Raw genomic sequence first — 13,935 nt, 5'->3', positions numbered from 1 at the left:
TCTAGTTCGTATATGATCTCCACGGCGGGCGGCTTGGGCGCCCCCGCGAGGGTGCCCGCGGGACCGCAGGGGGGCCGGCCGTCGCCGGCGCCGCGGCCGGCCGCGCCCCGCCCCCCCCCGGGACGGTGAGGATGCCGGGCCCCTCTCGACGCCTTCCCGCCGCCGGCCGACGGTGACGCCGCAGACGGCGTGTCAGGCCCCGTGTTCGCGCACTGCTCCGTCCGAGAGGCCCTGGCGGTCCTCTCGGACGGCCAGGGCGAGGAAGCGGGAGTCCTCGTCGACGTACGACGTCATGCGCCAGCCCGAACGGGAGAGCAGCGGGGCGAGGTTGGGTTCGGCGCGCAGGTCCTGCGGGGTGATCTGCCGGCCCTGGCGAGCTGCGAGCGCCGCCCTGCCGATCGGGTGGAACAGCGCCAGCGTGCCGCCGGGGCGCACCACCCGCGCCAGCTCCCGCAGGTTGTCGGCCGGTCTGGGCAGGTGTGCGACGAGCCCTGCCGCGAAGACGGCGTCCAGCGAGGCGGAGCGCAGGGGGAGCGCGGCGACGTCGGCGAGCACGAGCCGCCCGTCGCGGTCGCGGCCGGCCCCTACGGCGGCCTCCAGCATGGCCATGGTGAGATCCACCCCGACGACCGTTCCCGAGGGGCCCACGGCGGCGCGCAGCGGTGTCAGCGCGCGTCCGGTGCCGCAGCCGGCGTCCAGCACGCGGTCGCCTCGGCGCAGACCGAGCTCGCGGGCCGCCGCTTCGTAGGCGGGACCGTCGTCGGGGAAGCGGTCGTCCCAGTCCGCGGCGCGCGCGGTGAAGAACTCCTGGACGTGTGTGTGGTCGTCGCTCATGTTCCGCATGATCCCTCACCGTCACGGGTGAGGCGTCGGCGCACATGTTCGAGCGTGACCCGATCGTTCCGTCGCACTTCCCCGTCATATTCCAGCAGCTTTCGAAATGCGCCCCCCTTGTGCTTCCGTGCTCCGGCTAGCGTCCCGTGGCCATGGGACATCTGGACCACGCCGCCTTCGGCTGGCTGACCCCCGCTCTGTCGTACGTGATGGCCTGCATCGGCGCCGCCCTCGGGCTGCGCTGCACCGTGCGCGCCCTGGGCGCAGCCGGCCGCTCGCGCCGCAACTGGCTGATCACCGCGGCCTCGGCGATCGGCACCGGGATCTGGACCATGCACTTCGTGGCCATGCTCGGTTTCGCGGTCAGCGGCACCGACATCCGCTACGACGTTCCGCTGACCGTGCTCAGCCTTCTCGTCGCCATGGTCGTCGTCTGCGCCGGTGTCTTCGCCGTCGGCTACAGCCGCGACCGCACGCGCGCGCTGCTGATCGGCGGGCTCACCACCGGCCTGGGCGTGGCGAGCATGCACTACCTGGGCATGGCCGCGGTCCGGCTGCACGGCGAGGTGACCTACGACCCGGTGCGGGTCGGGCTCTCCGTCCTGATCGCGGTCGTCGCGGCGACCGCGGCGCTCTGGGCCGCGCTCAACATCAGGTCGCCGATCGCGGTGGGCCTGTCCTCCCTGGTCATGGGGGCGGCGGTGAGCAGCATGCACTACACGGCGATGTTCGCGGTGAGGGTGCGTGTCACGCCCTCCGGCGCGGCGCTGCCCGGGGCCACGGCGATGCAGTTCATCTTCCCCCTCGCCGTCGGCCTCGGGTCCTACCTGTTCCTGACCTCGGCCTTCGTCGCGCTGTCGCCCACCACGGGGGAGCGCGAGGCGTCCGCCTCGGCGCAGCGGCCGGGGGAGAGTCTCGCCGACCGGCAGCAGACCAGGACCGCCTGACCCGGCCGGCGAGCCCCCACCACCCCCTTCCGAGCGAGGAGGCCATGCGTACATCCCGGAGGACCCCCACGGCAGGCGCCGACGCGCCGCCCCCCACCCGCGGGCGCCGCGCCCACGCCGGACCCCCTGCCGACGAGGGGGCGGACGAGCCGACGGACCTTCCGGCGGCCACGACGCCCCCGCGCGCGGAACGCTGGCGGCTGCGGCCGCGCACCGTGCGCGCCAAGATCGTCTGTCTGCTGATGGTGCCGGTCGTCTCCCTGCTGGCCCTGTGGGCGTACGCCACCGTGAGCACCGCTCAGGACGTCTCCGGGCTGCGCCAACTGCAGCGCGTGGACTCCCAGGTCCGTGCTCCCCTCGCGGTCGCGGTGACCGCCCTGCAGACCGAGCGCGCGGCCGCCGTGCGGTACACGATCCACCCCGCCCCCGGACAGGGCGGCGACCTCAGGACGCTCGCCGCACGCACGGACCGTGCGGTGGCCGAACTCAAGGTCGGAGACGCCAGCACCGTCGCCGACGGCCAGGAACTGCCCGCGGGGGTGGCGCGGCGCCTCCAGGGGTTCGTCTCCGGGGCCGAAGGGCTCGCCTCGCTGCGGACCTCGGTGCTCGCCGGCGGCGTCGGCTGGGAGGAGACCTACGGCCGCTACACGAGCGCGATCTCGGCGGCCTTCTCGGTGGGCGGCGCGCTCTCCGGCGTCCAGGACGCCGAACTCGGTTCGGACGCGCGCGTACTGCTGGAGTTCTCCCGCGCGGGCGAGGCGCTGGCGAGGGAGGACGTGGCGCTCACCGGCGCGCGCCTGACGGGACGCCTCGACGCCGAGCGCCTGCGGCTGTTCGCCGGAGCCGTCGACAGCCGTCGCACCCTGACGGAAGCGGCCGTCGCCGATCTGCGCGGCCCCGAGCGCACCGCCTGGCAGCGCCTCGCGGCCGGCAGCGCCTACGCGGCCCTGTACGCGGCCGAGGACCACGTGCTGTCGCAGGGGGCCGGCGCCAAGTCGGTTTCGGCCGTTCCGGCCGCCGCCTGGACCTCAGCTCACGCGCGCGTGCAGAGCGGGATGCGGACCATCGAGACGGACGCCGGACGCGAGGTGGCCGACCGCGCCGACCCGTTCACCCGCGGTCTGCTCACCGCACCCGGCGCCGCGGTCCTGCTGGGTCTCGCCGCCGTCGTCGCCTCGCTCGTCATCTCCGTGCGCATCGGCCGCGGGCTCGTGGTCGAACTGGTCAGCCTGCGCAACGACGCCCTGGACATCGCCCGGCGCAAACTCCCGGAGGCCATGCAGAAACTCCGCGCTGGGGAGGAGATCGACGTCAACGCCGAAGCCCCGCCGGGGCCGCCCGCCGAGGACGAGACCGGTCAGGTCGCCGAAGCGCTGAGCACCGTGCACCGCGCCGCTCTGCGCGCCGCTGCGGAACGCGCCGAACTCGCCAGCGGCATCTCCGGAGTGTTCGTCAACCTCGCCCGCCGCAGTCAGATCCTCGTCCACCGTCAGCTGACCCTGCTGGACAGCATGGAGCGCCGCTCCGACGACCCGAACGAGCTCGGCGATCTGTTCCGGCTCGACCACCTCACCACGCGGATGCGGCGGCACGCGGAGAGCCTGATCATCCTCTCCGGCGCCGCGCCCGGCCGGGCCTGGCGCACGCCGGTCTCCCTCACCAACGTGGTCCGCGCCGCCGTCTCCGAAGTCGAGGACTACGCGCGCGTGGAGGTACGGCAGCTCCCGGAGGCGGCCGTCATCGGCACCGCCGTCGCCGACCTGACGCACCTGCTCGCCGAACTCGTGGAGAACGCGGCCCAGTTCTCGCCGCCGCACACGCGGGTGCGCGTCACCGGCGAACCCGTCGGCAACGGATACGCCGTCGAGGTCGAGGACCGGGGTCTGGGGATGGGCAAGGAGACGCTCACCGAGGCGAACCGGCGCATCGCGCAGTCGGAGGCCCTCGACCTGTTCGACAGCGACCGGCTCGGCCTGTTCGTGGTCAGCAGGCTCGCCGCCCGGCACGGCATCAAGGTGCACCTGCGGACCTCCCCCTACGGCGGTACCACGGCGGTCGTCCTGCTGCCCACCCCACTGCTGCACGGCGGGAAGCCGGAACGTTCCGCCGTCGAGACCGCGGCGGCGGCGCGCCGGTCCGCGGAACGCGAGTACGCGCGCGTGCCCGCCGCCCTCCGCGAAGGCGCAGACCGGGAAACCGACGACGGCCGTGCCACCGACCGCCGTGCCACCGACGGTCGTACCGCGCACGGCCATACCGCCCAGGGGCAGGCCGCCGACCGCCACGCCGTCGGCCGGCAGACCCCCGGGCGGCGCCAGGACGCCGTCCTCGCCCCCGCCGACCGTCCCACGCTGGCGGCCCCGTCACGGGCAGCCGCCGAGCCGGCGGCCGGCGACCCGCCGCCCCCCGGAGTGACCGCCTTGCGCCTGCACCGCCCCCCGGACGACATCGAAGAATCGGACGACCTCCCGCGCCGCGTACGGCAGGCCAGCTTGGCCCCGCAGCTACGCCGCCCGCTCTCCGAGGAACCGGCCCGGCCGTCCGCCCCGCGCGGCGTCGACGGGCGCACCCCCGAGCTGGCACGGGACCGGATGGCCGCCTACCGGGACGGCTGGGCCCGGGGCGGCGGCAGGCAACCCGGCCGCGGAGCCACCCCGGAACCCGCACCGGGCAGCGACAGCAGCGAAGGAGACCCCGCATGATCCAGGACCCGAGTACGAGGTCGGCCCAACGGTCGGGTGAACTCGACTGGCTGCTCGACGACTTGGTGATGCGCGTCACCGAGGTGCGGCACGCGGTGGTGCTGTCCAACGACGGCCTCGCGGTCGGCGCCTCCACCGACCTCAGGCGGGAGGACGCCGAACACCTGGCCGCCGTCGCCTCCGGCTTCCACAGCCTGGCCAAGGGGGCGGGCCGGCACTTCGGAGCCGGCGGAGTGCGCCAGACCATGGTGGAGATGGACGACGGCTTCCTGTTCGTGGCCGCCGCGGGCGACGGCTCCTGCCTGGCCCTCCTCACCGCCGTGACCGCCGACATCGGCCTGGTCGCGTACGAGATGGCGCGGCTGGTCAAACGCGTCGGAGAGCACCTCTACACGCCGCCGCGCCTCGGCGCGCGACCGCCCCTCGGATGAGGGCGGAGAGCGACTCGCGCAGATGACCGACGACAGGACCGGCGCCCCACGCGAGTCGGGCAGCCAGTGGTACGACAACGAGGCCGGCCCGCTCGTCCGCCCGTACGCCATGACGGGTGGGCGCACGAAGCCCGGCCCCACGGGAGTGCGCTTCGACCTGATCGCCCTGGTCGCCGTCGATCCGGGCGCGCCGGGCACGGACGGCATGCCGCTCGGGCCGGAACACCGCACCCTCATCGGCCTGTGTCGCACGGAGACCCAGTCCGTCGCCGAACTCGCGGCGGGCGCGGACCTCCCCGTAGGCGTGGTCAGGGTGCTCCTGGGCGACCTGTTGGAGCTGGGCTGCGTCACCGTCAGCCGTCCGGTGCCTCCCGCGCAGTTGCCCGATGAACGGATTCTGCGCGAGGTGATCGCGGGACTGCGAGCGCTGTAGATGAACGATCGGAGCGACCCGGGCGCGTATGGACCGACCCGGTGCCGACTCGTGCACTTCCTCGAACACGGACGCGCAGGAGTCGGTCACATCGGGCAGACCCCGGTCGAACCGCCCGAAGCGGGGGCGCGGTTGTCCATGATGCTGCCTTCCCGTTCGCACGCAGGGCCCCGCGCGATCGCCGCGACGACGCGCGGCGCGCCCGTACCGACGTAGACCGTTGCCGGCACTCCCGAGAGAAGTGATCCATGGTCTCCGAGCACTCCGACGCCACCGGCGAGACGGCTCCGCTGGCGTTGAAGATACTGGTCGCCGGCGGGTTCGGCGTGGGCAAGACCACCATGGTGGGCGCGGTCAGCGAGATCAAGCCGCTGCGCACCGAGGAACTGCTCAGCCAGGCAGGGCAGTTGGTGGACGACACCGACGGCGTGGACCACAAGGTCACGACCACCGTCGCGATGGACTTCGGCCGTATCACCATCCGCTCCGGCCTCTCCCTGTACCTGTTCGGAACCCCCGGGCAGGACCGCTTCTGGTTTCTGTGGGACGAGCTGTCCCAAGGGGCCCTCGGCGCGGTGGTCCTCGCCGACACCAGGCGTCTGGAGGACTGCTTCCCGGCGGTCGACTACTTCGAGCACCGGCACATCCCGTTCGTGGTGGCGGTCAACTGCTTCACCGGCACGCGGACGTACGGCGCCGAGGACGTCTCGCGCGCCCTCGACCTCGACGGCGGCACGCCCGTCGTCCTGTGCGACGCCCGTGACCGCGACTCCGGCAAGGAGGTCCTGATCAGGCTGGTCGAGTACGCCGGGCGGATGCACACCGCCCGGCTGCTCGACTCCGTGCGCTGACGGCGCGTAGGGCGGCGGGCGTCAGTCCGCGACGGCCTTCTGCGCCAGGACCTTGGTGATCGAGACGCGGACGAGGAGTTCACCCGGCACGCCGTTGCGGGCGCCGAACTCCTCGGCACGCTCCTCGCCCATGTAGCGGGCGCCGATCCTGGCCGCCCAGTGCCGGACCTCGTCGAGATCCTCGGAGATCCGGGCCCGGCCCTGCAGCACCACGTAGTCGAACGGCGGCCGGTCGTCGTCCACGCAGAGGGCGACCCGGCCGTCCCGTGCCAGGTTGCGGCCCTTCACCGTCTCCTTCCCGGTGTTGAACACCAGGTCGTCGCCGTCGAGCACGAACCAGATCGGCGCCACGTGCGGACTTCCGTCGGCTCGTACGGTGGACAGCTTTCCGGTGCGGGTTCCGTGCGTGACGAACGCCCGCCATTCCTCATCGGTCATCTTCTGTGCCATGCCGCCATCCTCCTTGCTCCGGCGACCGCTCCTGCGCAAGGCTGGCGAACAGATGCTCCGGTCGGGCGGAGGATCACACGGGGACGTCACACGGGGAGTGCAAATGGCGCAGAACCAGGGCCTGGACCGGCTGCTGGACGATCTGACCGAACGCGTCGGGCAGGTGCGCCATGCGCTCGTCCTGTCCAACGACGGTCTGGTCGCGGGCGCGAGCTCGAAACTGCGCCGGGAGGACGCGGAGCACCTCGCCGCCGTCTCGTCCGGGCTGCACAGCCTCGCCAAGGGATCGGGGCGCCACTTCGGCGCCGGCGGAGTGCGCCAGACCATGATCGAGTTCGAAGACGCCGTGCTGTTCGTCACCGCGGCGGGCACCGGCAGCTGTCTGTGCGTGCTCAGCGGAGCCGACGGTGACATGGGGCGGATCGCCTACGAGATGACCTTGCTCGTCAACCGGGTCGGCGAACACCTCACCGTCGATGCCCGACATCCTGAGCGCGCTCCCCTCGCAGAGCTCTGACCTGCCCTTTCTTCCCCTCGCTCGAAGTTATCCACAGGCTCGCCACGCTGTCCGCGATTCCGGCTACGGTTTTTCCGAGGCCACCGCGGACGATGCGGACCTCGCTCCACACCACTTCACTCCACGGGGGAGACGACCATGTCCCGAACCGCCATCGCCCCGCCCGACTCCGTCTCCTGCGCGCCGGGTCGCGCGGCACGCGAACTGGAACTGAAAAGGGTCGACCTCGACCTCGCCGTGCACCTCGGGCGCGTGAGGACCGTGCCCGACGAGGCGGGCGGCGGCCGCCGGGTGCCCCGCGCCGAACTCGACCGCCTGCGCGCCCAGCCCGGCTTCCCCGACTCGCTGCGCGAGAGCCTGCTGACCGTGGGGACCGCAGAGGGCGCCGCCCTCCTCGACGTGGCGCCGACCCGCTTCACCCGTCTGGCCCGCCTGGGACTGGTCACGCCGGTGAGGTTCTACCTCAACCGCTACCGGGTCGTCGTCTGGCTGTATCTCGCCGAGGAACTACGCCAGTTCGCCGCGGACCGCACCAACGCGTTCCTGCTCACCGGCCGCACACCCGAGGTGTTGCGCGGCCAACTGGCCGCGGGCGTCGACCTGCGGCCGCGGAACTGGCGCGGACGCCACCTGGGCTTCCTGCTCCGCCAGGCGGAAGGGCCCTGGCAGTACGCGGGGGTCCTGGCCGGGTTCCTCGACCCGCTCCACGTCGCGGAGATCGTCAGGGACCCCTACGAGCGCTCCCATCTGAACCGGTTCCGGCCCGGACCGCCGGCCCACTGCACCCCCGGCACGCCGGCCGCCCACCTCGTCGAGAAGGTCATGACCGCGCAGGACGCCGACGAGATCGACTGGCTGAGGTCGGACCTGAGCCGAACGCTGGACGAGGCCCGCGCCGACCAGCCCGCGCCGCGGCCCGCCTCGAAACGCGCCCTGCCGCGTCCGCCCGAGCAGCGGGGCGCGTCCGATGAACCCGGTCCCGAGCGACCCGCGCGCGGCCTGCTGAACCGGCTGCGCCGACGAAGCGCCTGACCCACGGCGACCACGGCGATCACGGCGACGTCGGCGGCTACAGCGCCCGGAACAGCCCCTCCTGGACGACCGACACCAACAGGCGACCCTCCAGGTCGTAGATGCGTCCTCGGGCCAGTCCCCGACCGCCGGTGGCGATCGGCGACTCCTGGTCGTACAGGAACCACTCGTCCGCGCGGAACGGCCGATGGAACCACATGGCGTGGTCCAGCGACGCCATGTCGAAGTTGCGCGGCCCCCACAGGGGCTCGACCGGCAGGCGGACGGCGTCCAGAAGAGTCATGTCACTGGCGTACGTGAGCGCGCAGGTGTGGACGAGCGGATCGTCGCCCAGCGGCCCGACGGCGCGCATCCACACCGCGCTGCGCGGCTCCGCGTCCTTGACGTCCTCGGCGCTCCAGCGCAGCGGGTCCGCGTACCGGATGTCGAAGGGCTGGCGACGCGCCATGCGCTCCAACTGCTCGGGCAGCGCGCCCAGGTGCGCCCGGACCTCCTCGGCCACCGTCGGCAGGGATTCCGGGTCCGGTACCTCGCGGGCCGGCGGCAGCTGGTGCTCGAAGGGACCTTCCTCAGGCTTGTGAAAGGAGGCGGTGAGATTGAAGATCGTGCGCCCCTGCTGCACGGCGGTGACCCGGCGGGTCGTGAACGACCGGCCGTCCCGCACCCGTTCCACCTGGTACACGATCGGCACGCCCGGCCGTCCCGGGCGCAGGAAATACGCGTGCAGCGAGTGCACGGGCCGGTCGCCCTCGGTGGTCCGGCCGGCCGCGACCAGCGCCTGGCCCGCCACCTGGCCGCCGAAGACCCGCTGCAGCGACTCGTGCGGGCTGCGGCCCCGGAAGATGTTGACCTCGATCTGCTCCAGGTCGAGCAGGTCGACCAGCTTCTCGGCCGGATTCGTCATCGGTGCGTTTCTCCTGTGCCCTCTTCTGCGCCTTGCTCTGTGCCCTGTCCCGTGCTGGTCCCGGCATCTGATCCGCTGGTTGCGGCCCGCGCCGTCGGACGGGCCCGGTCCCTCACAGCTGGCCGACGGAGGTGACGCGGACGACCGCGCGGCCCTCGGCGTCCGACGCCGTGAGATCGACCTCCGCGCTGATGCCCCAGTCGTGGTCGTCGTTCGGGTCGTCGAAGATCTGCCGGACCCGCCACAGGGCGTTCTCCGGCTCCTCCTGGATGACCAGCAGCTTCGGCCCCCGCGCGTCGGGGCCGGTGCCGAGGTCGTCGTACTCGTCCCAGTACTTGTCCATCGCCTCGCCCCAGGCGTCGGCGTCCCAGCCGGACTCGCCGTCCAGCTCGCCGAGTTCGTCGACATGGTCGAGGGCGGCCAGCTCGACCCGGCGGAACATCGCGTTGCGGACCAGGACCCGGAAGGCGCGGGCGTTGGCGGTGACCGGCTTGACCTCGTCGGCCTTCTCCTGCGCCTCCTCGGCGGTCATCTCCTCCGGGTTGGCGAGCTGCTCCCACTCGTCCAGCAGACTGGAGTCGACCTGGCGCACCATCTCGCCGAGCCATGCGATCAGGTCCTGCAGATCCTCGGACTTGAGGTCGTCGGGGACGGTGTGGTCGAGGGCCTTGTAGGCGCCGGCCAGGTACCGCAGCACGATGCCCTCGGTGCGGGCCAGCTCGTAGTGCGAGACCAGCTCGGTGAAGGACATCGCCCGCTCGTACATGTCACGGATGACGGACTTCGGCGACAGCGGATGGTCGCCGACCCACGGGTGGCTCTTGCGGTACGTGTCGTACGCGTGGAAGAGCAACTCCTCCAGAGGCTTCGGGTAGGAGACGTCCTGCAGGCGCTCCATGCGCTCCTCGTACTCGACGCCGTCCGCCTTCATGGCGGCCACCGCCTCGCCCCGCGCCTTGTTCTGCTGCGCGGCCAGGATCTGGCGCGGATCGTCCAGCGTGGACTCCACGACCGAGACCATGTCGAGAGCGTAGGAGGGCGACTCCGGGTCCAGCAGCTCGAACGCGGCCAGCGCGAACGTGGACAGCGGCTGGCTGAGCGCGAAGTCCTGCTGCAGGTCGACGGTGAGGCGGACGATCCGGCCGGTGGCGTCCGGCTCCTCGAGCCGCTCCACGACGCCGCCGTCCAGCAGCGAACGGTAGATCGCGATGGCACGCCGGATGTGCCGCAGCTGCTGCTTGCGCGGCTCGTGGTTGTCCTCCAGCAGGTGCCGCATCGCCTCGAAGGCGTTCCCGGGTCGGGCGATCACGGACAGCAGCATGGTGTGCGTGACGCGGAAGCGCGACGTCAGCGGCTCCGGCTCGGACTCGATGAGCTTGTCGAAGGTGTTCTCCGTCCAGCCCACGAAGCCTTCCGGCGCTTTCTTGCGCACCACCTTGCGACGCTTCTTCGGATCGTCACCGGCCTTGTTGAGGGCCTTCTCGTTCTCGATGACGTGCTCGGGAGCCTGCGCCACGACCAGACCCGCGGTGTCGAAGCCGGCCCGGCCGGCCCGCCCCGCGATCTGGTGGAACTCACGCGCCCGCAGTGTGCGCACCCGGTTGCCGTCGTACTTGGTCAGCGCCGTGAACAGCACCGTGCGGATGGGCACGTTCACGCCGACACCGAGCGTGTCGGTACCGCAGATCACCTTCAGCAGACCGGCCTGGGCGAGCTTCTCCACCAGACGCCGGTACTTCGGCAGCATGCCGGCGTGATGGACGCCGATGCCGTGCCGCACGTAGCGCGAGAGATTGCTGCCGAACTTCGTGGTGAAGCGGAAGCTGCCGATCAGGTCGGCGATCCGCTCCTTCTCCTCACGCGAGCACATGTTGATGCTCATCAGCGCCTGCGCCCGCTCCACCGCCTGCGCCTGCGTGAAGTGCACGATGTACACCGGGGCCTGCCGGGTGTCCAGCAGGTCGCTGAGCGTCTCCGTCATCGGCGTGTACCGGTACTCGTAGGACAACGGCACGGGACGCGTCGCCGAACGGACCACCGCCGTGGGGCGGCCGGTGCGCCGGGCGAGGTCCTTCTCGAAGAAGGACACGTCCCCGAGCGTCGCCGACATGAGCACGAACTGCGCCCGGGGAAGCTCCAGAAGGGGAATCTGCCACGCCCAGCCGCGGTCGCCCTCCGCGTAGAAGTGGAACTCGTCCATGACGACCTGGCCCACATCCGCGTGCCTGCCGTCGCGCAGCGCGATCGAGGCGAGCACCTCGGCCGTGCAGCAGATCACCGGGGCGTCGGAGTTCACCGACGCGTCGCCGGTCAGCATGCCGACGTTCTCCGTGCCGAAGATCTTGCACAGCTCGAAGAACTTCTCCGACACCAGCGCCTTGATCGGCGCCGTGTAGAAAGTGACCTCGTCCCGCGCGAGGGCCGCGAAGTGCGCAGCCGCGGCGATCATGCTCTTCCCCGACCCCGTGGGCGTCGACACGATCACGTTCGCCCCGGAGACCACCTCGATCAGCGCCTCCTCCTGGTGGGGGTAGAGCGTCAGACCGCGCTCCTGCGCCCAGGACTCGAAGGCTTCGTACAGGGCGTCGGGATCTGCGGTCGGCGGCAGCTGATCGATGAGGGTCACGCCCCCATCTTGCCTGCCGTCACCCCTGATGGGGGAATCGGCTGCCGACCCGAAGATCACGACGGCTACGCTGTGTCGCCGACGGAGCGTCATCGCACCCGGTCAACTGGACAGCGGCACACGAGGAACAGGGCGGGCAACGGCCATGATGGGACCAGCACACTCACTGTCGGGCGCCGCCGCCTGGCTGGGCGTCGGCGCGGCCGCCGCCGCGGCCGGGCACACGATGCCCTGGCCGGTCCTGCTCGCCGGCGCGCTGATCTGCGCCGGAGCCGCTCTCGCCCCGGATCTCGACCACAAGGCCGCCACCATCTCCCGGGCCTTCGGCCCCCTCTCACGCTGGCTGTGCGAGATCGTCGACAAGCTCTCCTACGCCGTCTACAAGTCGACGCGGAAGCAGGGCGACCCGCGTCGCTCCGGCGGGCACCGCACGCTCACGCACACCTGGCTGTGGGCGGTCATGATCGGCGCGGGCTCCTCGGCGCTGGCCGTGACCGGCGGCCGCTGGGGCGTGCTGGCGATCCTGTTCGTGCACATGGTGCTGGCGATCGAGGGCCTGCTGTGGCGGGCGGCCCGGGGCTCCAGCAGCGACGTGCTGGTGTGGCTGCTCGCCGCCACCAGCGCATGGATCCTCGCCGGCGTCCTGGACAAGCCCGGCAACGGCTCGGACTGGCTGTTCAACCAGCCCGGTCAGGCGTACCTGTGGCTCGGGCTGCCCATCGTGCTGGGCGCCCTGGTGCACGACATCGGGGACGCCCTCACCGTCTCCGGCTGCCCCGTCCTGTGGCCCATCCCGATCGGGCGCAAGCGCTGGTATCCGATCGGTCCGCCCAAGGTGATGCGATTCCGGGCGGGCAGCTGGGTCGAGCTGAAGGTGCTCATGCCCGTGTTCATGCTGCTCGGGGGAGTGGGCGGGGCAGCCGCCCTCAACTACATCTGACGGCGGGCGCGGGCTCAGGTCATCGCGCCGCCGTCGCCGTAGCGCCGCTCGAAGCGGGCGATGCGGCCCTCCGTGTCCACCGTGCGCGCCTTGCCCGTGTAGAAGGGGTGGCTCTCCGAGGAGATCTCCACGTCCACGACCGGGTAGGTCTCGCCGTCGTCCCACTCGATGGTCTGGTCGCTGCTCGCCGTGGACCGGGTCAGGAAGGCGAAACCGGCGGCGCGGTCGCGGAAGACGACCTCGTGGTAGTCGGGCTGCTTGTCCTGCTGCATGAATGCTCCTCGTGCCGTTCAACCGGACAGGGCGTCCTCGTCGACGATGTGCATCGCGGCCTCCTCCGCGGAGGCGGCCGCGCCGTCGATGCCGACGTCCGTGGCGATCAGCGCGCTCTCCTCGCCCTCGTGGACTCCCTCGTCGGGCGCCACGAGCCGGCCGGAGCGCAGGACGCCGACCTCGTTGTCGAGGAGTTCCCCGTCGGTGCCGTCGCAGTCTCCGAGACCGTCGCCGTCGGGCGCGTCCGGGTCCGGCACTTCCTCCGCGAGGCGCTGGTCCAGGCTCTCCCCCTGCCGGCGTTCCGCGGCGGTCACACCGCTGTGCTCCACGGCCCAGGGACGCTCGGGCGGGGACCAACCGCGGTCGAGGGGGTTTGCGACGCCGTCGTTCTCCAGCGTGTCCTCCTCGTCGAGCAGCCCCGAGTCGTCCTGGATGTCGGAGGCGTCAGGCTGGTAGACGTCGTCTCCCCATCCGTCGGCGCTGTTCACGGCTACCTCCAGGGGGTGACGGGCCGGTGCGCTCCGTGGTCGGCGGTCGGGTTCCACCGCGCGGGAGGCCGGCCGGGCGCGGCGTGTGCCGGATGGATTCCGACGGTCTCCCGCGCGGGTGCCGTTATCCAGCGTTCCACCCTGCTTCGGTACCGCGCAACGCCAGAGGCCGCGCGGGAGCGGCGCCCTGCCGCCGCGGGCGCGGCGTCGTCGTGGCTCCCCGGCGCTCTGATCGCCGCGTGGTGCGGCGCCCGGGCGCGAACGGGGCGGACCCGGACCGCCTGCTGCGGCGAGGAGGCCCGGGCCGGCAGCGACGCCGGTACGGACTTCGGCGCCGGCACCGAAGTCCGCACCGGCGCCGGCACCGAAGTCCGTGCCAGTACCGGAGTCCGCACCGGCGCGGGCATCGAATCCCGTACTGGCGCCGGCATCGAACGTCGTGCCGGTGCCGGGGCTCGCGCTCCTCGTGTCAGCGTCCGTCAGCGGCGTGGGCAGCCCTGGCCGCCG

At 72.2% G+C, this 13,935-nt stretch carries 14 protein-coding genes; 8 read left to right on the top strand and 6 right to left on the bottom strand.

Annotated features, from left to right (window positions below):
• Positions 1-192 precede the first annotated feature (192 nt).
• Complete coding sequence (locus ACFVYK_RS20000; RefSeq protein ID WP_389775605.1) at positions 193-834, bottom strand: class I SAM-dependent methyltransferase; 642 nt, start codon at positions 832-834, stop codon at positions 193-195.
• 152 nt (positions 835-986) lie between these two features.
• Between ACFVYK_RS20000 and ACFVYK_RS19995 the strand changes: the two genes are divergently transcribed.
• The 5 genes from ACFVYK_RS19995 to ACFVYK_RS19975 all read left to right on the top strand — a co-directional run bounded on the left by ACFVYK_RS19995 (position 987) and on the right by ACFVYK_RS19975 (position 6,198).
• The gene (locus tag ACFVYK_RS19995) at positions 987-1,781 is read left to right on the top strand and encodes an MHYT domain-containing protein (protein ID WP_389775603.1); all 795 of its coding nucleotides are present in this window, start codon (positions 987-989) and stop codon (positions 1,779-1,781) included.
• 44 nt (positions 1,782-1,825) lie between these two features.
• A complete protein-coding gene (locus tag ACFVYK_RS19990) occupies positions 1,826-4,483 on the top strand; it encodes a nitrate- and nitrite sensing domain-containing protein (RefSeq protein ID WP_389775600.1) in 2,658 nt (885 codons plus the stop codon).
• Entirely contained in the window at positions 4,480-4,914 is a 435-nt protein-coding gene (locus tag ACFVYK_RS19985; RefSeq protein ID WP_389775598.1) for a roadblock/LC7 domain-containing protein, read from the top strand. The genes ACFVYK_RS19990 and ACFVYK_RS19985 overlap by 4 nt, the downstream gene beginning before the upstream one ends.
• Before the next feature lie 22 nt (positions 4,915-4,936).
• On the top strand, positions 4,937-5,347 hold the full coding sequence (locus ACFVYK_RS19980; RefSeq protein ID WP_389775596.1) for a DUF742 domain-containing protein: 411 nt from the start codon (positions 4,937-4,939) through the stop codon (positions 5,345-5,347).
• Positions 5,348-5,595: 248 nt separating this feature from the next.
• Positions 5,596-6,198: an ATP/GTP-binding protein gene (locus tag ACFVYK_RS19975; protein WP_389775594.1), complete on the top strand. Its 603-nt coding sequence runs from the start codon at positions 5,596-5,598 to the stop codon at positions 6,196-6,198.
• Between the two features lie 21 nt (positions 6,199-6,219).
• On the opposite strand, the gene ACFVYK_RS19970 is transcribed toward ACFVYK_RS19975, so the two are convergent.
• Positions 6,220-6,648 (bottom strand): PPOX class F420-dependent oxidoreductase, encoded by a 429-nt coding sequence (locus tag ACFVYK_RS19970; protein WP_389775593.1) that lies wholly within the window; start codon positions 6,646-6,648, stop codon positions 6,220-6,222.
• Positions 6,649-6,751: 103 nt separating this feature from the next.
• On the opposite strand from ACFVYK_RS19970, the gene ACFVYK_RS19965 reads away from it, so the two are divergent.
• The gene (locus tag ACFVYK_RS19965; protein ID WP_389775590.1) at positions 6,752-7,165 is read left to right on the top strand and encodes a roadblock/LC7 domain-containing protein; all 414 of its coding nucleotides are present in this window, start codon (positions 6,752-6,754) and stop codon (positions 7,163-7,165) included.
• 138 nt (positions 7,166-7,303) lie between these two features.
• On the top strand, positions 7,304-8,197 hold the full coding sequence (locus ACFVYK_RS19960; protein WP_389775588.1) for a DUF6397 family protein: 894 nt from the start codon (positions 7,304-7,306) through the stop codon (positions 8,195-8,197).
• Between the two features lie 37 nt (positions 8,198-8,234).
• On the opposite strand, the gene ACFVYK_RS19955 is transcribed toward ACFVYK_RS19960, so the two are convergent.
• Complete coding sequence (locus ACFVYK_RS19955; RefSeq protein WP_389775585.1) at positions 8,235-9,101, bottom strand: acyl-CoA thioesterase; 867 nt, start codon at positions 9,099-9,101, stop codon at positions 8,235-8,237.
• A gap of 112 nt (positions 9,102-9,213) precedes the next feature.
• A complete protein-coding gene (locus ACFVYK_RS19950) occupies positions 9,214-11,727 on the bottom strand; it encodes a DEAD/DEAH box helicase (RefSeq protein ID WP_389775583.1) in 2,514 nt (837 codons plus the stop codon).
• 145 nt (positions 11,728-11,872) lie between these two features.
• On the opposite strand from ACFVYK_RS19950, the gene ACFVYK_RS19945 reads away from it, so the two are divergent.
• Positions 11,873-12,667: a metal-dependent hydrolase gene (locus ACFVYK_RS19945; protein WP_389775581.1), complete on the top strand. Its 795-nt coding sequence runs from the start codon at positions 11,873-11,875 to the stop codon at positions 12,665-12,667.
• 14 nt (positions 12,668-12,681) lie between these two features.
• On the opposite strand, the gene ACFVYK_RS19940 is transcribed toward ACFVYK_RS19945, so the two are convergent.
• Both ACFVYK_RS19940 and ACFVYK_RS19935 read right to left on the bottom strand, forming a co-directional pair.
• The gene (locus ACFVYK_RS19940; RefSeq protein WP_389775578.1) at positions 12,682-12,939 is read right to left on the bottom strand and encodes a type B 50S ribosomal protein L31; all 258 of its coding nucleotides are present in this window, start codon (positions 12,937-12,939) and stop codon (positions 12,682-12,684) included.
• Positions 12,940-12,957: 18 nt separating this feature from the next.
• Positions 12,958-13,428, bottom strand: coding sequence for a DUF5709 domain-containing protein (locus ACFVYK_RS19935; protein WP_389775577.1), 471 nt, complete (start codon positions 13,426-13,428; stop codon positions 12,958-12,960).
• Positions 13,429-13,935: the final 507 nt, after the last annotated feature.

The organism is Streptomyces sp. NPDC058291 (assembly GCF_042880855.1).
GTDB lineage: Bacteria > Actinomycetota > Actinomycetes > Streptomycetales > Streptomycetaceae > Streptomyces.
The sequence above is the reverse complement of the archived record's forward strand: the minus strand, read 5'-3'. Positions and strand labels throughout refer to the sequence as shown.

Bases quoted from the DNA above. Each gene is read 5' to 3' on its own strand.
- ACFVYK_RS20000 (WP_389775605.1), bottom strand. From the start codon at position 834: ATGAGCGACGACCACACACACGTCCAGGAGTTCTTCACCGCGCGCGCC.
- ACFVYK_RS19995 (WP_389775603.1), top strand. From the start codon at position 987: ATGGGACATCTGGACCACGCCGCCTTCGGCTGGCTGACCCCCGCTCTG.
- ACFVYK_RS19990 (WP_389775600.1), top strand. From the start codon at position 1,826: ATGCGTACATCCCGGAGGACCCCCACGGCAGGCGCCGACGCGCCGCCC.
- ACFVYK_RS19985 (WP_389775598.1), top strand. From the start codon at position 4,480: ATGATCCAGGACCCGAGTACGAGGTCGGCCCAACGGTCGGGTGAACTC.
- ACFVYK_RS19980 (WP_389775596.1), top strand. From the start codon at position 4,937: ATGACCGACGACAGGACCGGCGCCCCACGCGAGTCGGGCAGCCAGTGG.
- ACFVYK_RS19975 (WP_389775594.1), top strand. From the start codon at position 5,596: ATGGTCTCCGAGCACTCCGACGCCACCGGCGAGACGGCTCCGCTGGCG.
- ACFVYK_RS19970 (WP_389775593.1), bottom strand. From the start codon at position 6,648: ATGGCACAGAAGATGACCGATGAGGAATGGCGGGCGTTCGTCACGCAC.
- ACFVYK_RS19965 (WP_389775590.1), top strand. From the start codon at position 6,752: ATGGCGCAGAACCAGGGCCTGGACCGGCTGCTGGACGATCTGACCGAA.
- ACFVYK_RS19960 (WP_389775588.1), top strand. From the start codon at position 7,304: ATGTCCCGAACCGCCATCGCCCCGCCCGACTCCGTCTCCTGCGCGCCG.
- ACFVYK_RS19955 (WP_389775585.1), bottom strand. From the start codon at position 9,101: ATGACGAATCCGGCCGAGAAGCTGGTCGACCTGCTCGACCTGGAGCAG.
- ACFVYK_RS19945 (WP_389775581.1), top strand. From the start codon at position 11,873: ATGATGGGACCAGCACACTCACTGTCGGGCGCCGCCGCCTGGCTGGGC.
- ACFVYK_RS19940 (WP_389775578.1), bottom strand. From the start codon at position 12,939: ATGCAGCAGGACAAGCAGCCCGACTACCACGAGGTCGTCTTCCGCGAC.